At 60.2% G+C, this 23,105-nt stretch carries 23 protein-coding genes and 1 tRNA gene; 18 read left to right on the top strand and 6 right to left on the bottom strand.

Annotation, left to right across the window (positions count from 1 at the left end):
• Nucleotides 1-297: 297 nt before the first annotated feature.
• The 11 genes from hisG to I5P96_RS01280 all read left to right on the top strand — a co-directional run bounded on the left by hisG (nucleotide 298) and on the right by I5P96_RS01280 (nucleotide 10,887).
• On the top strand, nucleotides 298-1,890 hold the full coding sequence (gene hisG, locus I5P96_RS01330; RefSeq protein ID WP_223382815.1) for an ATP phosphoribosyltransferase: 1,593 nt from the start codon (nucleotides 298-300) through the stop codon (nucleotides 1,888-1,890).
• Nucleotides 1,887-3,161, top strand: a complete 1,275-nt coding sequence (hisD, locus tag I5P96_RS01325) for a histidinol dehydrogenase (protein ID WP_223382814.1) — start codon at nucleotides 1,887-1,889, stop codon at nucleotides 3,159-3,161. Before hisG ends, hisD begins: the two co-directional genes overlap by 4 nt.
• Nucleotides 3,162-3,302: 141 nt before the next feature.
• Nucleotides 3,303-4,364 (top strand): histidinol-phosphate transaminase, encoded by a 1,062-nt coding sequence (gene hisC, locus I5P96_RS01320; RefSeq protein WP_223382813.1) that lies wholly within the window; start codon nucleotides 3,303-3,305, stop codon nucleotides 4,362-4,364.
• Nucleotides 4,365-4,367: 3 nt separating this feature from the next.
• A complete protein-coding gene (gene hisB / locus I5P96_RS01315) occupies nucleotides 4,368-4,958 on the top strand; it encodes an imidazoleglycerol-phosphate dehydratase HisB (RefSeq protein ID WP_118553697.1) in 591 nt (196 codons plus the stop codon).
• Nucleotides 4,955-5,563: an imidazole glycerol phosphate synthase subunit HisH gene (gene hisH, locus I5P96_RS01310; RefSeq protein WP_223382812.1), complete on the top strand. Its 609-nt coding sequence runs from the start codon at nucleotides 4,955-4,957 to the stop codon at nucleotides 5,561-5,563. Before hisB ends, hisH begins: the two co-directional genes overlap by 4 nt.
• A gap of 130 nt (nucleotides 5,564-5,693) precedes the next feature.
• Nucleotides 5,694-6,413 (top strand): 1-(5-phosphoribosyl)-5-[(5-phosphoribosylamino)methylideneamino]imidazole-4-carboxamide isomerase, encoded by a 720-nt coding sequence (hisA, locus tag I5P96_RS01305; protein WP_223382811.1) that lies wholly within the window; start codon nucleotides 5,694-5,696, stop codon nucleotides 6,411-6,413.
• 18 nt (nucleotides 6,414-6,431) lie between these two features.
• Nucleotides 6,432-7,187, top strand: coding sequence for an imidazole glycerol phosphate synthase subunit HisF (hisF, locus tag I5P96_RS01300; protein WP_223382810.1), 756 nt, complete (start codon nucleotides 6,432-6,434; stop codon nucleotides 7,185-7,187).
• Nucleotides 7,188-7,255: 68 nt separating this feature from the next.
• Nucleotides 7,256-7,891: a bifunctional phosphoribosyl-AMP cyclohydrolase/phosphoribosyl-ATP diphosphatase HisIE gene (hisIE, locus tag I5P96_RS01295; protein WP_097791791.1), complete on the top strand. Its 636-nt coding sequence runs from the start codon at nucleotides 7,256-7,258 to the stop codon at nucleotides 7,889-7,891.
• A gap of 6 nt (nucleotides 7,892-7,897) precedes the next feature.
• Nucleotides 7,898-8,722: a PHP domain-containing protein gene (locus tag I5P96_RS01290; protein ID WP_097791790.1), complete on the top strand. Its 825-nt coding sequence runs from the start codon at nucleotides 7,898-7,900 to the stop codon at nucleotides 8,720-8,722.
• A 71-nt stretch (nucleotides 8,723-8,793) separates the two neighbouring features.
• A complete protein-coding gene (locus I5P96_RS01285) occupies nucleotides 8,794-10,167 on the top strand; it encodes an MATE family efflux transporter (RefSeq protein WP_223382809.1) in 1,374 nt (457 codons plus the stop codon).
• A 255-nt stretch (nucleotides 10,168-10,422) separates the two neighbouring features.
• Nucleotides 10,423-10,887 (top strand): Hsp20/alpha crystallin family protein, encoded by a 465-nt coding sequence (locus I5P96_RS01280; RefSeq protein WP_097791788.1) that lies wholly within the window; start codon nucleotides 10,423-10,425, stop codon nucleotides 10,885-10,887.
• 156 nt (nucleotides 10,888-11,043) lie between these two features.
• Here I5P96_RS01280 and I5P96_RS01275 read toward each other — a convergent pair whose 3' ends face one another.
• From I5P96_RS01275 to I5P96_RS01260, 4 genes are all read right to left on the bottom strand, one after another.
• Entirely contained in the window at nucleotides 11,044-11,679 is a 636-nt protein-coding gene (locus tag I5P96_RS01275) for an orotate phosphoribosyltransferase (RefSeq protein ID WP_223382808.1), read from the bottom strand.
• Nucleotides 11,680-11,932: 253 nt separating this feature from the next.
• Complete coding sequence (locus I5P96_RS01270; RefSeq protein ID WP_223382807.1) at nucleotides 11,933-12,469, bottom strand: twin-arginine translocation signal domain-containing protein; 537 nt, start codon at nucleotides 12,467-12,469, stop codon at nucleotides 11,933-11,935.
• 159 nt (nucleotides 12,470-12,628) lie between these two features.
• Complete coding sequence (locus I5P96_RS01265) at nucleotides 12,629-13,249, bottom strand: twin-arginine translocation signal domain-containing protein (RefSeq protein WP_223382806.1); 621 nt, start codon at nucleotides 13,247-13,249, stop codon at nucleotides 12,629-12,631.
• Between the two features lie 114 nt (nucleotides 13,250-13,363).
• Nucleotides 13,364-14,059: a helix-turn-helix domain-containing protein gene (locus I5P96_RS01260; RefSeq protein ID WP_097791784.1), complete on the bottom strand. Its 696-nt coding sequence runs from the start codon at nucleotides 14,057-14,059 to the stop codon at nucleotides 13,364-13,366.
• 283 nt (nucleotides 14,060-14,342) lie between these two features.
• On the opposite strand from I5P96_RS01260, the gene I5P96_RS01255 reads away from it, so the two are divergent.
• Together I5P96_RS01255 and I5P96_RS01250 are read left to right on the top strand one after the other, a co-directional pair.
• Nucleotides 14,343-15,017, top strand: a complete 675-nt coding sequence (locus tag I5P96_RS01255) for a histidine phosphatase family protein (RefSeq protein ID WP_223382805.1) — start codon at nucleotides 14,343-14,345, stop codon at nucleotides 15,015-15,017.
• A 97-nt stretch (nucleotides 15,018-15,114) separates the two neighbouring features.
• Nucleotides 15,115-15,720 (top strand): Tat pathway signal sequence, encoded by a 606-nt coding sequence (locus tag I5P96_RS01250; RefSeq protein ID WP_118553706.1) that lies wholly within the window; start codon nucleotides 15,115-15,117, stop codon nucleotides 15,718-15,720.
• A gap of 55 nt (nucleotides 15,721-15,775) precedes the next feature.
• On the opposite strand, the gene I5P96_RS01245 is transcribed toward I5P96_RS01250, so the two are convergent.
• Together I5P96_RS01245 and I5P96_RS01240 are read right to left on the bottom strand one after the other, a co-directional pair.
• On the bottom strand, nucleotides 15,776-16,882 hold the full coding sequence (locus I5P96_RS01245; protein WP_223382804.1) for a DUF3048 domain-containing protein: 1,107 nt from the start codon (nucleotides 16,880-16,882) through the stop codon (nucleotides 15,776-15,778).
• Nucleotides 16,883-16,918: 36 nt separating this feature from the next.
• The gene (locus tag I5P96_RS01240; protein WP_223382803.1) at nucleotides 16,919-18,190 is read right to left on the bottom strand and encodes a DUF3048 domain-containing protein; all 1,272 of its coding nucleotides are present in this window, start codon (nucleotides 18,188-18,190) and stop codon (nucleotides 16,919-16,921) included.
• Nucleotides 18,191-18,423: 233 nt separating this feature from the next.
• Between I5P96_RS01240 and I5P96_RS01235 the strand changes: the two genes are divergently transcribed.
• From I5P96_RS01235 to I5P96_RS01215, 5 genes are all read left to right on the top strand, one after another.
• Nucleotides 18,424-18,499, top strand: a tRNA-Lys gene (locus I5P96_RS01235).
• A gap of 526 nt (nucleotides 18,500-19,025) precedes the next feature.
• Nucleotides 19,026-20,396, top strand: coding sequence for an NCS2 family permease (locus I5P96_RS01230; RefSeq protein WP_097791780.1), 1,371 nt, complete (start codon nucleotides 19,026-19,028; stop codon nucleotides 20,394-20,396).
• Nucleotides 20,397-20,495: 99 nt separating this feature from the next.
• Nucleotides 20,496-20,750, top strand: coding sequence for a MerR family transcriptional regulator (locus I5P96_RS14255; RefSeq protein WP_411703359.1), 255 nt, complete (start codon nucleotides 20,496-20,498; stop codon nucleotides 20,748-20,750).
• 86 nt (nucleotides 20,751-20,836) lie between these two features.
• Nucleotides 20,837-22,084 carry a CobW family GTP-binding protein gene (locus tag I5P96_RS01220; protein ID WP_223382802.1) on the top strand — a complete coding sequence of 416 codons (1,248 nt, stop codon included), beginning with the start codon at nucleotides 20,837-20,839 and terminating at the stop codon, nucleotides 22,082-22,084.
• 31 nt (nucleotides 22,085-22,115) lie between these two features.
• Nucleotides 22,116-23,078, top strand: a complete 963-nt coding sequence (locus tag I5P96_RS01215) for a GTP-binding protein (RefSeq protein ID WP_223382801.1) — start codon at nucleotides 22,116-22,118, stop codon at nucleotides 23,076-23,078.
• The last annotated feature ends 27 nt before the right edge of the window (nucleotides 23,079-23,105 follow it).

Genomic DNA, 23,105 nt, shown 5'->3' with positions numbered 1-23,105 from the left:
CCCCCGAAGAATCGCGTTTTGCCCCGCTGTGCGCATCCTGCGCCCGGCGGGGCATTTTTGCGCTTTGGGGAGCGGTGCGTTTGCGGAACGCATCATCTGATTTGCCGGTACGATGAAACAATTTCGCGTTTCTGTACAAACGCACAGAAAAACGGTAAGATAAAAGAGAAAAGTTTGATACTTTCGTACTTTACAACTTTATCAAGATAAAGTAAAATAAATTCAAGAACGATTTCGCAGAGCAAATGGCGCGGACGGTGCCGCACACAGGGCGGGAAAGAGGAAAGGGAAACCAGCATGGGATTTGATCTGTCGGATCTGCAGCCGAAGGAGCGGGCCTCCTTTGCGCTGCGGGCACTGTATGAGGCGGCGGGCTGCCGCAAATACCACATGGGCCGCTTTGAGGAATATGGTCTGTATCAGGAGAACCGGAGCTTTCTGTCGTCGGAACAGGTCATCACCTTCACCGACCTGGACGGACGGTTGCTGGCGCTCAAGCCGGACGTGACCCTCTCCATTGCCAAGACGGCCCAGCCCGCCCCCGGCGAGACGCTGAAATATTACTACCACGAGAACGTCTACCGCCCCTCGGCGGAGAGCCACACCTTCAAGGAGATCGCGCAGATGGGTCTGGAGATGCTGGGCGCCGTGGGCGAAGCGCAGGTGCAGCAGACAGTCGGGCTGGCGGCAAAATCGCTGGAACATCTGGGCGCGGCCTGGGTGCTGGAGCTGAGCCACATGGGGTATCTGTTCGGTCTGCTGGATGCGCTGGCAGTGCCCGAAACGGCCCGCCCCGCCCTGCTGGACCTGCTGCGCGAGAAGAACGCCCACGAGCTGCGGGCCGCCGCAAAGGCTGCCGGGCTGGACGATGCTGGGGCCGATACGCTGTGTGCGCTGCTGACCCTCTGCGGCGGCTGCGAAGAGACGCTGGCCCGCGCCGAGGCCTTCTGCAAAAACGACCGGATGCGGGCCGCTGCCGCCGAGCTGCGGGCGCTGACACGCTCTCTGAGCGCCGGGGGCGGGAGCGTTCGGCTGGACCTCTCGCTGGCGGGCGAGATGGAGTATTACAACGGGCTGGTCTTTCAGGGTTATTTGCAGGGCCTGCCCCGCCCGCTGCTCAAGGGCGGACGCTACGACCTGCTGATGCAGAAATTCACCCCCGGCGCGGACGCCATCGGGTTTGCGGTCTATCTGGATGAGCTGGACCGCCTGAGCGCCCCGCTGCCGCCGGTCCAGCAGCAGAAGACCGACCGGGTGATGCTGAATGTGGCTCTGCCGAAAGGCCGTCTGGGCGATAAGGTCTATGGCCTGCTGGCCCGCATCGGCTACGGCTGCGCCGAGGACTACAATGCTACCCGGAAGCTGGTGGTCGAGAACCCCGAAGCGGGCATCCGGTATTTCCTCGTCAAGCCCAGCGATGTGGCCATCTACGTCGAGCACGGCGCGGCGGATGTGGGCATCGTGGGGAAGGACATCCTCACCGAAGCCTCCGCCGATGTGTATGAGCTGCTGGACACCGGCCTCGGCAGATGCCGGATGTGCGTAGCAGCGCCGAACGACTATCAGGACGACCCCAGCCGCCCGGTGCGGGTCGCTACCAAATTCGTGAACATCGCCAAGAACTACTATGCGTCCATCGGGCGGGACATTGATATCATCAAGCTGAACGGTTCCATTGAGCTGGCCCCCATTCTGGGCCTTTCGGATGTCATCGTGGACATCGTGGAGACGGGCACGACCCTGCGGGAGAACGGCCTGAAGGTCGTGACCGAATTTCTGCCCATCTCGGCCCGGTTCATCGCCAACAAGGCCAGCTACCAGTTCAAACACCGGGAAGTGGACCGAATGCTCGAACAACTGCGGGAGACCTTACAGGAGGCTGCAAAATGATCAAGCTGTACCAATTTGACGAACTGAGACCGGAAGAGATTCTGAACCGGGACATCCGCGCCGAAAAGAATGTGGAGGATGTCGTGGACGGCATCCTTGCCGACGTCCGCGCCCGCGGCGATGCGGCCCTGAAGGAATACGCCCTGAAATTCGATGGCGCGTCCATCGAAGAATTGCAGGTGACCCAGGCGGAGATCGACGAGGCCTTCGCGAACATGGACCCCTATTTCCTGGAAACGCTGAAGGAGGCCGCTGCCAACATCGAGGCCTTCCACCGCCAGCAGGTGCACAAGAATTTTGTGATGAACGACAAGCCCGGCGTGGTGCTGGGCCAGAAATACACCCCCATCGAAAAGGCGGGCGTCTATGTGCCCGGCGGTACGGCGGCTTACCCCTCTACGGTGCTGATGGATGTCATTCCGGCTAAGGTTGCCGGGGTGTCGGAGATCGTTATGACCACCCCCGCCGGAAAGGACGGCAGGGTGAATCCGGTCATCCTGGCCGCTGCCGCTACGGCGGGCGTGACGAAGATCTTCAAGACCGGCGGCGCACAGGCGGTGGCAGCGCTGGCCTACGGCACCGAGAGCATCCCGGCCGTGGATAAGATCGTTGGCCCCGGCAATATCTACGTGGCCACGGCCAAGCGGAAGGTCTTCGGCAAGGTGGGCATCGACATGATCGCCGGCCCCAGCGAGATCCTGGTGCTGGCAGACGGCGGGTGTGACCCGGCCTGGGTGGCGGCAGACCTGCTGAGCCAGGCCGAGCATGACAAGCTGGCCAGCCCCGTCCTCGTGACCGACAGCGAAGCGCTGGCCAAAGCCGTGCAGGCAGAACTGGAAGTCCAGATCCCCCAGCTGCCCCGTGCCGCCATCGCCCGCGCCAGCGTGGACGACAACGGCAAGATCATCGTCTGCACCGACCTGCACAAGGCCATTGAGGCCTGCAACATCATCGCGCCGGAACATCTGGAAGTCTGCGTGGAAGACCCCTTCGGCGTGCTGAACGAGATCAAGAATGCGGGAAGCATCTTCCTGGGCCGGAACGTCCCGGAGGCACTGGGCGATTACTTCGCTGGCCCGAACCACACCCTGCCCACCAGCGGCACGGCCCGCTTTTCCAGCCCGCTGGGCGTGGACGACTTCGTCAAGAAGTCCAGCTTCCTCTATTACACCCGCGATGCGCTGGAGGCGGTGGCCCCCCGCATCGCCGATTTTGCCGAGCGCGAGGGCCTGCACGCCCACGCCAGAAGCGTGACGATCCGGTACGAATAAATGGGAAGGCGTTTTCCCCTCTCCGTCATTGCTTCGCAATGCCACCTCCCCCAAAGTGGGAGGTTGAAAAGCTCTCCCTTTGGGAGAGCTGGACGCGAAGCGGCCTGAGAGGGTGAGGACGCTGACAAGGAGATAAAGCGTATGAGTAGATTCCTTTCACCGAGGCTGGATACGGTGACCCCCTACACCCCCGGCGAGCAGCCGCAGGATCAGCAGTACATCAAGCTGAACACCAACGAAAGCCCCTATCCGCCCTCCCCGGCGGTGCTGGAGGCCGTGAGCCGTGCCGAGGTGGAAAAGCTGCGGCTCTACTCCGACCCGGCCTGTGCCGAGCTGCTGAATGCGGCGGCAAAGCACTTCGGGCTGCAGCCGGATCAGATCATGTCCGGCAACGGCAGCGATGAGAACCTGTTCTTCGCGCTGCGGGCCTTCTGCGACGAGGAGCACCCGCTGGCCTATGCGGACATCACCTACGGCTGCTACGGCGTCTGGTGCGGGCTGATGCACATCCCCAGCCGGATCATCCCGCTGCGGGAGGACTTCACGCTGGACCCCACCGATTATTACGGCCTGAACACCACCATCGTGCTGGCCAACCCAAACGCCCCCACCGGTCTGGCCCTGCCCCGCAGCGCCATCGAGGGCATTCTGAAGGCCAACCCCGACCATGTGGTCATCGTGGACGAAGCGTATGTGGACTTTGGCGGGGAGAGTTGTGTGCCCCTCATCGACCGGTACGAGAACCTGCTGGTGGTGCAGACCTTCTCGAAGTCCCGCCAGCTGGCCGGTGCCCGGCTGGGTCTGGCCATGGGCAACGCGAAGCTCATCGCCGACCTGAACCGGGTCAAGTTCAGCCTGAACCCCTACAACATCAACCGCCTGACCCTGAAAGCCGGGCAGGCCGCGCTGGAAGATACCGCCTACTTCGACAGCACCCGCGCCGTCATCGTCGAGACGCGCAGCTGGACCCGGCAGCAGCTGGAAGCGCGCGGCTTCACGGTGCTGGACAGCCGGTCGAACTTCCTGTTCGTCCGTACGGCACGGCAGGACGGCGGCACTCTGTACCGAAAACTGAAGGAAAACGGTGTACTGGTGCGGCATTTCGATACACCGCGCATCCACAGCTGGCTGCGCATCACCATCGGCACACCGGCCCAGATGCAGGCGCTGCTGGCCGCGCTGGACAAGATACTGGAGGACTGACCCATGCGGGAAGTGAGTTTGGAACGCAACACCAACGAGACGCAGATCGAATTGACCCTCAATCTGGACGGCGCAGGCCGGTATCAGGTGGACACCGGCTGCGGGTTTCTGAACCACATGCTGGAGCTGTTTGCGCGGCATGGCCGGTTCGACCTGGTGCTTACCTGCCACGGCGACGTGGAGGTGGACTACCACCACACCGCCGAGGACATTGGCATCGCACTGGGGCAGGCGTTTGCCAGGGCGCTGGGCGATATGCGGGGCATCTGCCGCTACGGCAGCTTCTATCTGCCCATGGATGAGGCACTGGTGCTCTGCGCCGTGGACCTGTCCGGCCGGTGTACCCTGAACTGGGATGTCCGCTGCAAGACCGAAAAGGTCGGCGATTTTGATGTGGAGTGCGCCTCAGAGTTCTGGCTGGGCTTTGCCCGGAACGTGCCCGCCACGGTCCACTTTGTACAGTTCGCGGGCGAGAACACCCACCACATCCTCGAAGCCTGCTTCAAGGGCGCAGGCCACGCGCTGGCTGCAGCGGTCAAGATCGACGCCGCCCACCGGGACGAGATCCCCTCCACGAAAGGACTGCTGGTATGATCGCGATCATTGATTATGGGGTGGGCAACCTGTTCAGCCTGAAGTCGAGCCTGGCCCATCTGGGGCAGGAGGCCGTCGTCACCGCCGACCCGGCGGTCATCCGCGCGGCCGACCGGCTCATCCTGCCCGGTGTGGGGGCGTTCGGCGACGCCATGGCCAAGCTGGAAGCCACCGGCCTGGTGCCCGTCCTCCGGGAAGAAGCCGCCCAAAAGCCGCTGCTGGGCATCTGCCTGGGGATGCAGCTGCTGTTTGAAAAAAGCTATGAGTACGGCGAACACGCGGGCCTGGGCTTCGTAAAAGGCGAGGTCTGCCCGCTGGAACCCGACCTTGCAGGCCGGACACTCAAGGTGCCGCAGATCGGCTGGAACGCGCTGCACATCGTCCGGGACGACCCGCTGTTCCGCTACATCCACGAGGGCGAATACGTCTACTACGTGCACAGCTACTACGGCACGAACTGTGCGGAGAGCACACTGGCGGTGAGCGACTATTCCATCCCCGTCACCGGCGTGGTCCGTGCGGGCCGGGTGTATGGAACGCAGTTCCACCCCGAAAAGAGCGGAGACCCCGGCCTGCGCATCCTGAAAGCCTTCAGTGAATTGTGAACGGCTCAACCCTCTCCGTCATCGCTTACGCGATGCCACCTCCCCCGAAGTGGGAGGTTGAAAAGCTCCCCCTTTGGGGGAGCTGGCGCGAAGCGCCTGAGAGGGGGAAGCCAGTTAAAGGAGATCTATAATGCAATTATTTCCAGCCATTGATCTACGGAACGGAAAGGTCGTCCGCCTGACGCAGGGCGATTACGACCGGATGACCGTCTACGGCGAAGACCCCTGTGCCCAGGCACGGAAGTTCCTGGAAGCCGGGGCAAAAAATCTCCATGTCGTGGATCTGGACGGTGCCAAGGATGGCACCCTTTCCAACTACGAGGCCATCGCCGCGCTGGCAAAACAGGGCGGCCTGTACATTGAAGTCGGCGGCGGCATCCGCACCGAAGAGCGGATCGAGACGTATCTGTCGCTCGGCGTGGGCCGCTGCATCCTGGGCAGCGTGGCCGTGACCGATTTCGACTTCACGGCCCGGATGCTGAAACGGTACGGCGACCGGATCGCCGTGGGCGTGGACGCGAAGGATGGATACGTTGCCATCCATGGCTGGAAGGAGGTCAGTACCGAACAGGGCGTGGACTTCTGCAAACGGCTGGCCGAGGCGGGCTGCCGGGCCATCATCTACACCGACATTGCCTGTGACGGCGCGATGCAGGGCACGAATCTGGCTCTCTACCGGCAATTGCAGGCCGAAGTGCCCGGCGTGGCCTTCACGGCCAGCGGCGGCATCTCGTCGGAAGCCGAGCTGGAAGAGCTGGACCGGATGGGCGTGGCGGCGGCCATCCTGGGCAAGAGCCTGTACACCGGTGTGCTGGACCTGAAACGCTGCGCTGCGCGGGTGCAGCGCTGAACCGGAAGGGAGCAGAACATGATAACGAAACGCATCATTCCCTGCCTGGACGTGCGGAATGGCCGGGTGGTCAAGGGCACGAACTTTGAGGGCATCCGGGATGTGGCCGACCCTGTGGAGATGGCCCGGCTCTACAACGCCGCCGGGGCCGATGAACTGGTGTTCTACGACATCACGGCCAGCTTTGAGGGCCGCGCCCTCTTCACCGATATCCTCACCCAGGTGGCGAGTGAGATCTTCATCCCGCTGACGGTGGGCGGCGGCATCCACACGCTGGAGGATTTCGACCGGGTGCTCAAGTGCGGGGCTGACAAGGTCAGCGTCAACTCCGGTGCGCTGCAGGACCCCGGCCTGATCCCGGCGGCCGCCCAGCGCTACGGCGACCAGTGCGTCGTCCTCTCCGCCGACGTCAAGCGGGTGAACGGCCAGTTCCGCGTCTTTGCCAAGGGCGGGCGCGAGGACACCGGCCGCGATGCGCTGGACTGGATCGCCTGGTGCACCGAGCACGGGGCCGGGGAGGTCTGCCTGAACAGCATCGACACCGACGGTGTGCGGAACGGCTTCGACCTCGAAATGCTGGACGCCGTGGCCGCGCGGGTGCATGTGCCCATTATCGCCAGCGGCGGCGCAGGCAAAAAGGAAGATTTTCTGGAACTGTTCCACCACAAGGGCATCGACGCGGGCCTTGCGGCGGGCATCTTCCACCAGAAACTGCTCTCCATTGCCGACCTGAAAGCCTACCTGAACGAAAATGGCATCGAAATGCGGGTCTAAGCTCTTGCGTTTCGGCCCCATTTAGGATAAACTGTAAGTATCCCCTTTTGAGGGGGAGGAGAACTACGATGGAATTGAAATTTGATGAAAAGGGCCTCATTCCTGCCATCGTGCAGGACCACTACACCAAAGAGGTGCTCACCCTTGCCTACATGAACGCCGAGACGTTGGCACTGACCATCGCCGAGGGGCGGACCGTGTTCTGGAGCCGCAGCCGCCAGGAGATCTGGCGCAAGGGCGACACCAGCGGCAATGTCCAGCATGTGGTGTCCATCACCGCCGACTGTGACAACGACGCGCTGGTGGTGGAGGTGGTCAAGGACGGCCCCGCCTGCCACACCGGTGCCGAGAGCTGCTTCTTCCACGAAGTGTATCTCTCGCCGGAACTCAAGCAGTTCAGCTGGCAGGGGCTTTATGCGCTCATCAAAGGCCGCAAGACCGACCCCCAGGAGGGCAGCTACACCACCTACCTGTTCGAAAAGGGCAAGGAGAAGATCCTGAAAAAAGTGGGCGAAGAGTGCACCGAGGTCATCATTGCGGGCGAAAAGGAAGACCGCGCCGAGACCATCTACGAGATCAGCGACCTGGCATACCATGTGCTGGTGCTGATGGTCCAGGCAGGCATCACGGTGGAGGACATCACCCGTGAGCTTGAAAAACGACATGTCATCGACCACAAGGTCAAACAGGAAAGGATGCAGTGAGTTTCTATGGCAGATTACAGGAAGTCCAGCGTGCATTGCCACTCGACAATGTGCGACGGCAGAAATACGTTGCAGGAGATGGCCAGCGCTGCTTGTGCGCAGGGTCTGACTACACTGGGCTTCTCCGGCCATAGCTACACCCAGCGCGACCGCGAATACTGCATGAGCCCCAGCCGCACCGCGCAGTACAAGGCCACCATCGCCAAGCTCAAGGCGGAGTACCGGGGCAAGGTGGACATCCTCTGCGGCATCGAGTGGGACGTGCTGAGTGAGGATAAGCCCGAAAACTACGATTACTGGATCGGCGCCGCGCATCATCTGTACGGCAAGAACACCGGCCGGTATTACGAGATCGACTTCCGCCCGCAGGACCTGCACGACTGCATCTTCGATGACTTCGACGGCGACCCGCTGGCTGCAGTCGAGGCCTACTATGCCGAGGTGGCAAAGGTGGCGGCCAAAGGCCCAGACATCCTGGCCCACATCGACCTCATCAAGAAGCTGAACGGCGAGGGCGAGTTCTTCGACGAGGAGTCTCCCCGCTACAAGGCCGCTGCCCTCAAGGCGCTGGCCGTGGCCAAAGAGCATGACTGCCGCCTGGAAGTGAACACCGGCGGCGTCTACCGCGGCTACCGCAAGGATTTCTACCCCGGTGCCTGGCTGCTGGGCGAGTGGCAGAAGATGGGCGGCAGAGTCATCATCACGGCCGATGCCCACGACACGGCCAGCCTGACCTTCGACTTTGACGAAGCAGCCGCTGCCCTCCGGGCCGCAGGCTTCACCCAGGTGGATGTGCTCACCGTCAACGGCTTCGAAGCACAGGAACTGTAACGGTATCATCAGAATGGCCCTCTCTGTCCCAGACGGAGAGGGTCATTTTCCGGTCTGATAGGAGGAACTGCATGACCCAAACCGCAAAAAGATCCCCATTTACGATGAACGTAGACCTGATGCACGGCCCCATTTTCAAGAGCCTGGTCGTCTTCATGCTGCCCATCTTCGTCTCGAACCTGTTCCAGCAGCTCTACAACACGGTGGATACCATGATCGTGGGCAATGTGCTGGGCGACACGGCACTGGCCGCCATTGGCTCCTGCGGCTCGATCTACGAGCTTCTGGTGGGCTTTGGCCTCGGCATCGGCAACGGCCTTGCCATCGTCGCAGCGCGCTCCTACGGGGCGCAGGATCACGATCTGCTCAAGAAGACGGTGGCTGGCTCCCTTGTCATCGGCCTCATTGCCTCGCTCTGCATCACGCTGGCCGGTGCGGTGGGTCTGCGCCCGCTTCTGGTGCTGCTGGACACTCCGGCAGAGATCCTCGAAGACGCCTACCGGTACATCATCGTCATCGACTACGGCGTCCTCGTCATGTTTGCCTACAACCTCTGCGCCGGTCTGCTCCGCGCCATCGGCAACAGTTTTATGCCGCTGGTCTTCCTGCTCCTCTCGTCGGGCCTGAACATCCTGCTGGACCTGCTCTTCATTGCCCGGATGGGGATGGGGGTGCAGGGCGCAGCGGTGGCTACGGTCATCTCCCAGGGCGTGTCGGTCCTGCTCTGCATCGCGTATGTGTTCGCCAAAGTCAAGCTGCTTCTCCCGGAGAAAACACACTTCCGGGTCGGCCGGCATCTGTACTGGGAGCTGTTCAGCCAGAGCATCTGCATGGGCCTGATGAGCAGCATCGTCTCGGCGGGCTCGGTCGTTTTGCAGTATGGCATCAACGGGCTGGGCACACTGGTCATCGCCGGGCACACCGCTGCCCGCAAGATGTTCATGTTCACCGATATGCCGCTGCTGAGCATGGCATCGGCGGGTTCGACCTTCGTTTCTCAGAACTGCGGCGCGGGCCAGCCGGGCCGCGTCCGCAAGGGGATGAAGGAGATCTACCTCTACTCGGTCGTCGTGGCCGTGGCTGCGGTTCTGCTGATGCGGGTGGCAGCGCCGTGGATGGTGGCCTTCGTCTCCGGCTCCAGTGAGCCCATCGTGCTTGAAAACGGTGCCCGCTATCTGCTCTGGAACGCACCGTTCTACGCGGTGCTGGGCATCCTGCTCTCCACCCGCTACGCCCTGCAGAGCCTTGGCAACAAGGTGCTGCCGCTCTTCTCCAGCGTCATCGAGCTGGTGGGCAAGGTCGTCTTCGTCGTGCTGTTCATCCCGAAGTTCGGGTACGATGCGGTCATCCTCTGTGAGCCCATCATCTGGTGCGTCATGGCAGCCTACCTTGTGGCCGTCTATCGGCACGACCCCTTCGTCTTCCCGAAACAGGAAAAGCGCTGAACGGCAGCGCACAAACCGAAAACAGACGCAGAGAAGCATGATTTGAGGAAAAATCGCATGGGATTTTATCAAACTGTTATCCTTCTGTGAATTTTAGCACTCTTCTATTGACAGTGCTAAAAACATGTGCTATAACAGGGCCGTGCTCAGGAGGAAGGGCAAACGGAGAGCCGCAAGGCGCTCCGGAAAGCCTTTCCGAGTGGACGCTTCAGATTTTTTGCCCCGACCCGAACGCCGGGATTGGAGGAATGATTTATGCTTATGCCGACTGTTTTCCATGAAAACCTGTTCGATGATTTCTTCGATCCGTTCTGGAATGACGCTGCACTGGAACGTATGATGAACCGTGAGGCTCGTGATACCTTTGGTAAGCGCGGTGCAAACATGATGAAGACCGATGTCAAACAGACGGACAACGGCTACGAGATGGCCGTTGACCTGCCGGGCTGCAAGAAGGAAGACGTTCAGATGGATCTGAACGACGGCTACCTGACCATTCAGGCAGTGCGCAGCCACAGCAATGACGAAAAGGACAAAGAGGGCCGCTATCTGCGGCGCGAATCCTTCTCTGGCACCTGCGCCCGCAGCTTCTATGTGGGCGATGTGAAGAAGGAAGACATCCACGCAAAGTTCGAGGACGGCGTCCTGCACGTCGAGCTGCCTGCTCCTCAGCAGACGAAGGCTTTGCCTGAGAACCCGAATCTGATTGCGATCGAGTAAAACGCCGGTCGTGTGCGCCAAAGCACAACGCACACAGAATGCCCCCGGAGAGCTGCGAAAGGCCCTCCGGGGGCATTTTTGCGCACAGAAAACCCCGCCGCATGGGAACAGAAGCGTGTCCGGTGCGGCGGGGCAGAAGAGGACGATGGGGGCAGCTTACAGGGCGGAATAACCGAAGCTGTTGACGAGGGCGTCGATGCGCTGGCCGGCCTTGCACAGGGGGCAGTCGCGGGAATCGAAGCTGGCGTAGTCGGGCAGGTTGGACGGGTCGAAGATGGACGTGACCGGGATGCCCAGGCAGTCGGTGGCGGTGGCGAAGATGGCCGACAGGCCCGCGACCATGCCGCCGTAGTAGTTGACAGCCTCGATGGCAGCCTGTGCGGTGTAGCCGGTGGTGATGGAAGCCGCCAGGATGAGCACATGCTTGCCCTTGACCATGGGGGCCAGATTGTCGCGCAGGATGATCTGGCTGCCGGTGGTGTACTCCGGCGTGATGACATAGATGGTCTGGTGGGCGTTCATGTTGGCGAAGCCATCTTTCGTGAGCTCGTTGGCCAGGCAGGTGCCGATGACCTGGGTGCCGTCCAGGCAGAGGACGGTATCCACGATGGTGCTATGCTGATAGGCAGCCACCAGCTCCTTTGCCACGGCCTTGGCCTCGGACAGACGGGATTTCTGGGTGGTCACGTCGATGTAATAGTTGATATGGCTGTGGCTGGTGGCAAAATGCCCCTTTGCCACGCGCAGGAACAGACTGCTCTTATTGGTGGGTAGCTTTACCATGTTGATCATAACTGCAACACTCCTGTTCATCAAAAGTCCGGACTTCCGGTTCCGGGCGGAAAACAAACAGCGCGGCGGCATGTTCTGAGCCGCTGCGCTCCCATCCTTTTCCATGACCCTATTGTAAAGGAAAAACACCCTGTACACAAGATACAAAACTGCTGAAAATCAGAGGAAAAATTGAGACACCTTGCCAGAACGCGGGCAAACAAAAACCGCCCGGAACCAGTCCGGGCGGAAGATGCGGAACAATTGCGGAAGATCAGCCCTTTGGGCGGGTGGTCTTCCAGTTCAGGGAGTACTCGTTGTACTGCAGGTCGGGGCAGTAGGTCAGCACGATGGACTGGCCCGGTTCGAGAGCAGCACCCAGCTTCAGGTTGATATTACCCGACACGGAGGCGCCCTTCTTCAGGTTGGTATCGCACAGAGGGGCATCCAGGGTCAGGCCGTTGGAAGCCGTATACTTGGTGATGAACTCGTCTTTATCGTTGAGAACGGTGGCCTTGAAGTTGTTGGGGTTCACATAGATGGGGTTGGCGCGGCCATTGGTGATCTTAAAGGGGAAAGCAATGGTCGTACCGGTGACATCCGGTGCGGTGTAGCTCTTGCTGGCCTCCACATATTTGCCCATGGCGGCAGTGACCTGCAGGACCGTGAGCTCACCGGGCGTCGTGCGGAGCGCGTTGTAGGAGTCGCTGGTATCGACTTTGCAGCCGGTGAACAGGCTGGCACCGGCAACGGCGACAGCGGCGACGGCAGTGTATTTCAGGAACGAGCGGCGGGAAAATGCGAAAGACATGATGGTTCCTCCTTTGTATGGGATCACATATCATTTTGCCAAAACGGCCTTGCCTATACAATAGGCGAAAACCGGGCGGATGTCAATGCTTTTCACAGATTTTTTGAGAAGATCTCACCCGAAAAAAACAGAGGTGAGACGAAATTTCGTCCCAAAAGGTCAGCTGTTCTTCAGGTCGGAAGCGCTCATCACAAAGGTGATGCTCTTGCCGGATGCGAAGGTGGGGTTGTAGGTCACGGTCATCTGCTGCCAGCCGGCGGGCACCATGCAGACCAGCTCAATGTAGCCGGTGCCCTGCGGGGGCAGGCTGGGCGCATCGGAGAAGCTCTCCGTGGCGGCGTCGTACAGGGAGACGTAAGCGCCGGCCTCGGCAGCCTGGCCGTCCACGGTGACGGTGAAGTCGGTGGTGGAAGCGGACAGCGCGTGGAAGTAGGGGGCGGTGTTGGCGGCGCGGGACGCCTCATCGGTCAGGGGATAGGCGGCGTCGATCTCCGCGATGTTCTGTGCGCCGATGGCCATGCTGTCGGTCTTGGAGCGGTTGACAGCCGTGACCAGAACGGCGACATACTGGTGGCCAGCCACATCGGGTGCATCGGACAGCGTGAAGACGCTGGACAGCTGGACGCCCAGGTTGTTCCAGTTGCTGACCTTATCGCCGACCTTCACCTCGACAGAGCCGCTGGAAGACTGGCAGCCGCCCAGCATGGATGCGGCACCCAGTGCAAGCGCAGAAACGCCGGTGACCTTCAGAAAAGCGCGGCGGGAAATCTTGTTCGACATAAAACTGCCTCCTTAATTGGCATAGTCTTTTTCTTCTATGGTTCGTTTATAACATCTTTTGCCGGGAAGTGCAAGCCTTTTGCGGAAAAATTAACACGAGTTTCACACAGGGGCTTACTGCTCCGGGCCGAGGCCCTTGACGCGGGTCTCGCTGGTCTTGACCAGATTTAAGAGGCTGGGGGTATAGAGCGGGAACTCCCGCGTCAGGCTCTCGGTGGTCATGGAGAGGCAGGCCGGGTCCTTGACGCCCTCGCCGACGCCGACGTTCTCACCGGCCAGCAGGGCCTCCACATTGGCCTCGTTCATCCGCATCACGGCATCGGCGTAGCCGGGCCAGCGGCGGGCCTCCACGCTGAACAGGCTCTGGGCGTTGTGGGGTTCCGCAGAGTAGAGCAGTCGGAACATCTTGGCCACGGCCATCATCAGGTAGCTGCTGACCTCGGTGGTCAGGGCCTTGCTGTGGCACTCACCGATCTTGGCGTACAGCACGTTCAGGCTGTTGGAGATCAGCTTTTTGTTCATGGTGGGCAGCACGCTGCCGTGATAGATGTTGTCCTTCATCTTGTCGGGGTTGGGCAGCTCATCGGCGGTCAGCATCATGCCGTTGCGCTCGGCCGAGCGGCCCAGCAGATAATCGCAGGACACATTATAGTAATCTGCAACACGGACCACGAAATCCAGACCGCACTCGCGGATACCCTTTTCGTAGTGGGAGAGCAGCGCCTGCGAGACGCCGAGGTCTTCCGCTGCCTGTTTCTGGGTGATGCCGCGCTCCTTGCGCAGCAGCTTGATGATACGATTGAATTCCATGATCTTTGGCTCCTCAGTGAAAAATGAGACTTCTTTGATTTTTGGTTTACAGCATGTTGATTATACACAACGGAAAACGACTTGTAAAGCAAGCAAAATGACGGAATTTTTTGACGAATTTCGTCATTTTTGTCAAAACTCTTGCTCTGACTACCATATCTATGCTAAACTAAGGGGCAACTGGTATATATTTTGTGCCGCGCCGGGGTCGTGAAAATTGCGCCCGGCGTGAAGAAACGGGCACAATGAGACGATCTTTGCGAAAATCGAGGTGTTTTGACCCATGAAAACATTCAAACTGCATCTGATCCGCCACGGTATCACGGCGGGCAACCTCCAGGGGCTGTACATCGGCAGCGGAACGGACATCCCCCTGTGCGACGAAGGCCGCGCCCAGCTGGCCGACCTGAAGGAGCGGTTCGAGTACCCCCAGGTGGACACCGTGTTCTCCTCGCCGCTGATGCGCGCCGTGGAGACGGCGAACATCCTCTTCCCCAACGCGGCCCATCAGTTCTCGGTCCACGACCTGCGGGAGGCGGGCTTCGGCGTCTTTGAGAACCTCCCCGTGAAGGAGCTGGTCAAGAACGAAGACTTCAAGAAGTGGATCACCCCCGGCTCCGGCTTTGTACCCGAAGGCGCGGAGCCGACCGAAGCGTTCCATGCCCGCTGCTCGGAGACCCTGCTCAAGCTGTTTGAGTATATGATCCGGATGGATGTTACCGAGGCGGCCTGCGTGACCCACGGCGGCGTCATCATGAGCATGCTCAGCCAGCGGGCCCTGCCCTCCCGCCACCCGGAACAGTGGATGGCAGACCCCGGCTGCGGCTACACTGTCCAGACGGACGTTCAGCTCTGGATGCGGGACCGTCTGGTGGAGGCCATCGATATTGTGCCCTTCGGCTACGCCGATACCCTGCGCGGCCAGGCGGAGTCCGAGGAAAACGAGGCATACGAGTAAATACACGGTAAAATTCCGGGCAAAGACCTTGACAGGCTGTCCGGAATTTACTATTGTATAGAGAGAACTATTTTTCCGCTGTTAGGAGGAATCCCCGATGTCACAATCTCTGTCCCGCCGCTCGTTCCTGAAATGTGCCGGCTCTGGTGCAGTCAGTCTGGCGGCTGCCCTGCTCACCGGTGTTTCGGCTGCAGCGCTGGCCCCCTGCTACGAGGGCGAACCGGCCCTGCTGGACGGCAAGGCCGCTGTGGAGCTGCTGGGCTATGCCCCCGCGCCGGAACTGGGCAGCACCCTGGTGTATCTGTCGGTGGAGAACCTCTCGGCAAAGGCGCTGGCCGTGGGCACGAGCTATCTGCAGAGCCGCGAGATGACCACGACCGAAGAGCTGTACCGCCTGGGCACCGGCTTAACGGCCGTCTGCGACGGCCAGCCTGTGCGCTGCGGCAGCTTTGCAGCCCCGCTCTATGGCGAGAACGCGGCGGATGCCTCGGCCTTTACGCTGAATCTGGCCGCAGGGCGCGGGGCCATGCTCCACTGCTTCTGCGAGACGCCGGAGGACTGGAACACGCTGGAGCTGACCTACCAGCCCGATTTTGCCTCCGGCCAGACGATGCACTTTGTGGTGCGCCGGGACATGGACGAAGTCCAGCTGGGCGCGGTGCCCACGACCCCTGCCGAGGTCGGCAGCGTCGTGGACCTGTAATGAGATGACACAAAAAAATCCCTCGTGCATGGCACGGGGGATTTTTTGCTGTCTGTCAGGGGGCCGATGCGGCGGTCAGGGCTTCCCCGGCGGAATTGGTCACGGTGAGTTCCTGACCGGTCAGGCTGGAAACGAGGGCCAGATAGCTCCGGCCGGCCAGCAGGTTGAAGGGCCGGCCGTCGGCATCGTAAAAGGCGAAGGTGGAGTCGCTGCCCTGCGTCCAGGTCAGGGTCCATAGATGCCCGCCGTTGAGCCAGACGCCGCCGCCCATGCTCAGGTCGTAGTCCAGCGTGAGGCCGTCGTCCCGCAGGGAAGAGGCGCTGAACAGAATGAGCAGGTTGTCAAAACCGGCCTGCTGGCTGTTGTTGGCATCCAACTGGGGGGTGCCGTCGGCATGGAGCATTTTGTAGGTGCCGCTGTCAGCGTCGTAAACAAAGCCGGTGGCGTTGTCCGCACCGAACTGGACCTGAACGCGGGCGGCATCGGCAGCGGAGGCGTCGGGCAGCTTGCCTTCCGTCTGCTGGGGCAGCAGCGGCGGGACGGACAGGGTGGGGGATGCTTCGCTCTCGCTCTCCCCGGCGGCGCTGGAAGCAGCGTCGGTCAGGCGGGACTCCGACAGGGCGGAGGAGATGTTCAGGCTGCGCAGCACCCCGGCCAGCGCATTGCCGCTGGTGCGCCACAGCGGGTGGCTGGTCCAGGTGGTGTCGCAGGTGAAGGCGTTGGTGCCCACTTCCAGCGCATCGACCGCGCGCAGGGAGTAATAGTCCAGATAGTTCTGGTCAAAGGCGCCGCCGCCGCGCTGGACGGGCAGCACCTGCTGCCCCACGAGCAGCCGCCAGTAAAGGTCCTGCCCGGCGGCCACCGGGCCGACCTGCGGCACAGCATCCACGGCCGGGTAGACCAGGCACAGGCTGGTGGCGCTCTGGGGCTCGGTCAGAGCTTCCAGCACCAGAGATGCCGAGGAAAGCCCCCACTGGGTGGTGCTGGACGTCTCATTCTCGATCGTGACGGCCACCGGGCGCTGCCCCGGCCAGAGCGCTTCCTGCCCGGTGAGCGGGTCGGTGGGAGCCGCCGAAGAGGCGGTGTCCGCAGCGGGAACGCAGCCGGTCAGCAGCGCGGCGCAGAGCGCAAGGCACAAAGCAGTCCGCTTCCAAAATTTCATCTTGTTCCTCTTCTGCCCCGCAGCGCAGGGCTGGTCTTACTGATAGCTGAAGTTGCTCCACTCATCGTTATCCACAAGGGCGAAGTAGGTCTTGCCCCGGTTCAGGGTCATCTCTTCGCCTGCGTCGGTGTAGAGCCGGATGGGATGGGTGGGATGATCCTTCTCCCAACGGCCCGTCTGGACGCCGCCGCTGGTGAAGAGATAGGCCTGTCCGCCCTCGACGTACTGGACTTCCTGCACATCGTGGGAGTCGCCTGCGTAGGCAGCGATGTTGGCAAAGCAGACCACGACGTTCGCAAAGGTCAGCTGTTTGCCGGTCAGCTCGTCCACCGCAGACTCGAATTTCTTGGTGCGGCTGCTGTACATGGACATCTTATAGTTCCGGTTCCAGCTGTTGTAGGCAAAGCTCGTCTTATAGCTGGCCGAATAGGTGATGAGGATGCTCCGGGCCGAGGGCGTGTCGGCCAGGTCGTTCACGGCATCGGTGCGGTAGTCGGCAAAGCGGAAGAAGGTGCCCTCGTACGGATAGGTCAGGCCGATGCCGGCGTCAGCAGCCGCCTGCCTGATTTCCTTGGCCGAGGTGAACTCGGTGTGCTCGTAGGCGACGTTCTCATTTCGCTTGATGCGGTGGGCCACATGCGGATGGACCGGCGTATTGAAGTAATTTTTGCCGCCGATGTTCAGGCCGGAGTAGTTGTACACGTGGATGAACTGGGTGCAGAAGATGCTCTCGCCGTCGTGGTAGTACAGTGCATTCCAGGGCATGAGCAGCTGCAGGAACTGGTCGCGGCCGGAGCGGATGGGGCCGATCTCCGGGATGTTGTTCACATTGGAATAGAGCGCGCAGAAGCGGGTGATGCCGCCCTCGACCTTGCTCTCAATGAGCAGGTCGGCCGAACCAATGCCGCGCTGCGGGCGGGCGTTCTGCCGCTCGGAATTGCAGATGTTGTTGACCATGACGCCCACGATGCGGCCGTCGGTGCTGCGGGCCTCGCCAGTCAGCGGGTCGGCGTCGTAGGCGGGCAGCGCGCTGCCCGCAGCCTCCGGCTGTTCGACGCCCGGCAGCGAGGATGCCGCCAGCTCAGACGATGCAGCGGCCTCGCTGGACGCCGCCGAAGAGGCTGCCGAAGATGCAGCCGATGAGCTGGCCGAAGAGGCGTCAGACGAAGGCACGCGCAGCACCTTTTTCAGCCAGCCGGGCAGGCAGCCGCCAAGGCTCGCATTCCCGGTGGGGGCGCAGCCGGTCAGGGTCAGCCAGGCCGCAGTCAGACCTGTGTAACGAAGTACGGACCGTCGAGAAATTTTCATCAGAAAAAGACCTCCTATCGCAGCGGCCTGTGTGCACACGGCACGGCCGGGACCATCGTAAACGATACTTGATTTGATTGTACTGATTCTTACCGGATTTGTAAAGGGAAAGTTTGCGTCCGGCATGGCCCATTTTTGTGAAAGAAAGTTTTTTTGCCGCGAAGCCTTGCTTTTTGGCCGCAGTTGTGGTAATATTATACGGCAATATTTCTGATATTGTACAAATACAGTATGCGCTCGTAGCTCAGCCGGTAGAGCATCTGACTTTTAATCAGAGGGCCAGGGATTCGAGTTCCCTCGAGCGCACCAAAATCCCACGAAGAATCGTAAGATTCCTCGTGGGATTTTCCTTTTTCTGGATGCTTGCACACCTTTGCACACTTTTTGCACACCGGCGGGATGATATGTACCCCTAATACCGGACACACAGTATTAGGGGTACATATCAGTAAGATCGCAGTGAGCGGGGGCGCTTTTTTGTGAATAGGAGGTCGATTTTATCGCAAATCAAATACAGACTATGGGTATATAAGGGTCAGCACGCGGGAACAGCATGAAGCGCGCAATATGCCTGTGAGCAGCTTTTATTATGACGGAAAATTTTAAGATCTCGGAGGTTGATGAAATCTTCGATGTCCACTCTGTAAAAATTTCCATAAAACGCCAAAAAGCCTTCGGATAAGTCATACCCATACAAGAAAGTTTGAACTTTTCGTGAATTTTCTGTGTTTCGTCCATGGACAGGTGGGAACGGTTCTGCTACAATGGGTGCTGTTCGTTCCGCCGGTTCCCACGCGGCTGTTTTTATTTTTGCTATAACACAGGAGGAACTTTCATGTTAGAAAAGATCTTTCACCTGAAAGAAAACCACACCGATGTCAAGACCGAACTCATGGCGGGTGTCACCACCTTTATGACGATGGCCTACATCCTTGCGGTCAATCCCAGCATCCTGTCCGCTTCGGGCATGGATGCCAATGCGGTCCTGATCGCAACTTCGCTGGCATCTTTCATCGGCACTGCCCTGATGGCTCTGCTGGCCAACTATCCGTTCGCTCTGGCTCCCGGCATGGGCCTGAACGCCTACTTCTCCTACACGGTCGTCCTGACCATGGGTTACAGCTGGCAGCTGGCCCTGATGGCCGTTTTTGTGGAGGGCATCATCTTCATCGTGCTGAGCCTGACCAATGTGCGTGAGGCCATCTTCAATGCCATCCCCATGACCCTGAAGAGCGCTGTCAGCGTGGGCATCGGCCTGTTCGTTGCTTTCGTCGGCCTTCAGAACGCAAAGCTGATCGTGAACAGCGATTCCACCCTTGTCACCTATCAGCACTTTAAGGGTGAGACCTTCCACAGCATCGGCGTGGGTGCGATCCTCACTCTGGTGGGCGTGCTTATCACCGCCGTCCTGCTGGTCAAAAAAGTCAAGGGCGGCATCCTGTACGGCATCCTCATCACCTGGGTGCTGGGCATCCTCTGCGAGCTGACCGGCATCTACATCCCCAACCCCGATGCCGGCATGTACAGTGTCATCCCCACCAGCTTCATCAGCTTCGATTTCTCTGCTCTGGGCAAGACCTTTGGTCAGGTGTTCAAGACCGATTTCTCCGGCGTGGGCATCCTGAACTTCTTCGCCGTTATGTTCTCCTTCCTCTTCGTTGACCTGTTTGATACCCTGGGCACCCTGATCGGTGTTGCTTCCAAGGCCGACATGCTGGATGAGGAGGGCAAGCTGCCCAATATCAAGGGCGCGCTGATGGCCGACTCCATCGCCACCTGCGCCGGTGCCGTGCTGGGCACCTCCACCACCACCACCTTCGTCGAGAGCGCTTCCGGCGTGACCGAGGGCGGCCGCACCGGCCTGACCTCCATGACCACCGGTGTGCTGTTCCTGCTGGCTGTGGTGTTCAGCCCCCTGTTCCTGACCATCCCCAGCTTTGCGACCGCTCCGGCCCTGATCATCGTTGGCTTCTACATGATGGGTTCTGCCCTGAAGATCGAGTTCGACGATCCTGCTGAGGGCATTCCTGCGTTCCTGACCATCCTGGCAATGCCCACTGCATACAGCATCTCTGAGGGCATCGCCATTGGTGTCATCTCCTGGACCCTGCTGAATGTCATCACCGGCAAGGCCAAGGAGAAGAAGATCAGCCCCCTGATGTATGTGCTGACCATTCTGTTCATCCTGAAATACATCCTGCTGTAACAGGTATTTGCGGTAAACAGAAAGCCCCGGCTCCGGCCGGGGCTTTCGTGCGTTTATTGGTTCTTGCGCGGGTGTGGCGGGCAGGGGCTCTTCCCCGGAATGGAGCGCAAGTCCGGCATACGGAAGTTCAGCGAGAAAGAGATTGAAGCGCTCCGGGTCATTGAATGTCTGAAAAAGGCTGGCATGGAGATCAAGGACATCCGGCAATTCATGGATTGGTGTGTGGAAGGGCCGTCCACCTCCCCGCGCAACCGCCCTTTTCCGCAAAACGCGGGCAAACTTCAAAAAATGTTACAATTTTCTCATGAAAAAGGGCGGTTTCCCATTGACAGGCTTGTTATAATAGGAGTGTAAAGATTTTTGAGCCAGCACTCGGCGGCTCGGATTGCTTGAAGGTTCCGATTTGCGGACTTTGGAAAAAAGAAAGAGGCAACAGCATTATGACCAAGATCGATATTTTCTCCGGCTTCCTTGGTGCCGGTAAGACCACCCTCATCAAAAAGCTCATCAAGGAGTCCTTTGCGGGCCAGAAGGTCGTTCTGATCGAGAACGAGTTCGGCGAGATCGGCATCGACGGCGGCTTTTTGAAGGAGTCCGGCATCCAGATCAACGAGCTGAACGCCGGCTGCATCTGCTGCTCGCTGGTGGGCGATTTCCGCGCCGCCTTGCAGCAGGTGGTGGAGCAGTATCACCCCGACCGCATCGTCATCGAGCCGTCGGGCGTGGGCAAGCTGTCCGATGTGACCCGCGCCGTCGAGGGCGTGGCCGAGCACCTGGACGTGCAGCTGAACAGCTTTGTCACCGTGGCTGACGTGAACAAGGTCAAGATGTATATGAAGAACTTCGGCGAGTTCTACGATGACCAGATCAGCCATGCAAGCTGCATCATCCTGAGCCGCACCCAGACTGCCAGCGAAGAGAAGATCGCTGCAGCGGTGGCTATGCTGCGCGAGAAGAACCCCACCGCCACCATCGTCACCACCGCGTGGGATGCCCTGACCGGTGAGCAGATTTTGAACGCTATGTCCACGAAGGACGACTTCAAGGCAGAGCTGATCGCCATGGCAGCCAAGGCCAATGAGGAGCATGCCCACGAGGACGAGGAAGAAGAGCACGAGCATCACCATCATCATTACGATGAGAATGGCGTGTGCAGCTGCGGCCATCACCATCACGATGACGATGATGACGAGGACGAGGACGAACACGAGCATCATCACGACCACGATGACGAGGATCACGACCATGACCACTGCTGCCATCATCACCACGATGACGATGACCACGATCACGATCATTGCTGCCACCATCATCACGACCATGATGATGAGGAGGAGCACGAACATCATCACGATGAGGACGGCCACTGCTGCTGCGGTCATCACCACCACCATCATCACGATGGCCACGATGCCGATGAGGTCTTCACCAGCTGGGGCGTCGAGACCGCCAAGAAGATCGCAAAGGCTGACATCGAGCATGCGCTGACCGAGCTGGATACCGGCAAGTACGGCATGATCCTGCGCTCCAAGGGCATCGTGGACGGCGGCGCAGACGGCTGGCTGGAGTTTGACTATGTGCCCGGCGAGTGGGAAGTCCGTTCCCGCGGCGCAGACGTCGGCGGCAAGCTGGTCGTCATCGGCTCCAAGCTGGACGAGAAGGCCATTGCCGGCCTGTTCGGCTGCTGAGCCAAGACAACACAGAGGAGGAAAACCGTTTATGGCAAATGAGATCCCGGTCTACCTGTTTGTGGGCTTCCTCGAAAGCGGAAAGACCAAATTCATCCAGGAGACCTTTGAAGACCCCAACTTCGACTCCGGCGACAAGACCCTGCTGCTGGTCTGCGAAGAGGGCGAAGAGGAATACGATCAGAAGAAATTCGCCTTCCCCGGCGTGACCCTCTACAATCTGGAGGACAAGGCAGAACTGAACCCCCAGAACCTGGCCAAATTGGCCAAGGAGGCAGATGCAGGCCGCGTGGTCATCGAGTACAACGGCATGTGGCTGCTGCAGGACCTGGCCAACAATCTGCCCGAAAACTGGATCGTCTACCAGTGCATCGCCACGGCCGACGGCACCACGGCCCTCACCTATGCCCGCGACAACTCCATGCGCGCTCTGCTGCTGGACAAGATCGCCCGCAGTGAGCTGATCGTCTTCAACCGCGCCGAGGCCGTCAACAACGATGCCGCCCGTCAGGAGCTGCACAAGCTGGTGCGTCAGGCATCCCGCAAGTGCGACATCGCCTATGAGTTCGCCGACGGCAGCGTGGCCTACGATGATATCCCCGACCCCCTCCCATTCGACCTGAACAAGCCGGTGGTGGAGATCGGCGACGACGATTTCGGCATCTGGTATATGGACTGCCAGGACGAGCCCCAGAAGTACGCGGGCAAGACCGTGAAATTTCTGGCGCAGGTCTGCCAGACCAACCGCGCAGGAAAGAACAGCTTCGTGCCCGGCCGCTTTGCCATGACCTGCTGTGTGCAGGACATCCAGTTCGTCGGCTTCCCCTGCTCCTACGATGGCTACAAGGCGCTGGAGCAGCGCGCCTGGGTCACTGTGACCGCAAAGGTCAATTACAAGTTCCACAACATCTACCGCGGCAAAGGCCCGGTGCTGACCGCCATCTCGGTCGAACCCGCCGAAAAGCCGCTGAACGATGTCGTCACATTCTCTTAACCCGCACACTGAAATCACATCAAGGAG

Source organism: Faecalibacterium prausnitzii (genome assembly GCF_019967995.1).
In the GTDB taxonomy this organism is placed as follows: Bacteria; Bacillota; Clostridia; order Oscillospirales; family Ruminococcaceae; genus Faecalibacterium; species Faecalibacterium prausnitzii_E.
Note: the sequence above shows the minus strand (reverse complement) of the source record. Positions and strands in the feature narration are given on the sequence as shown.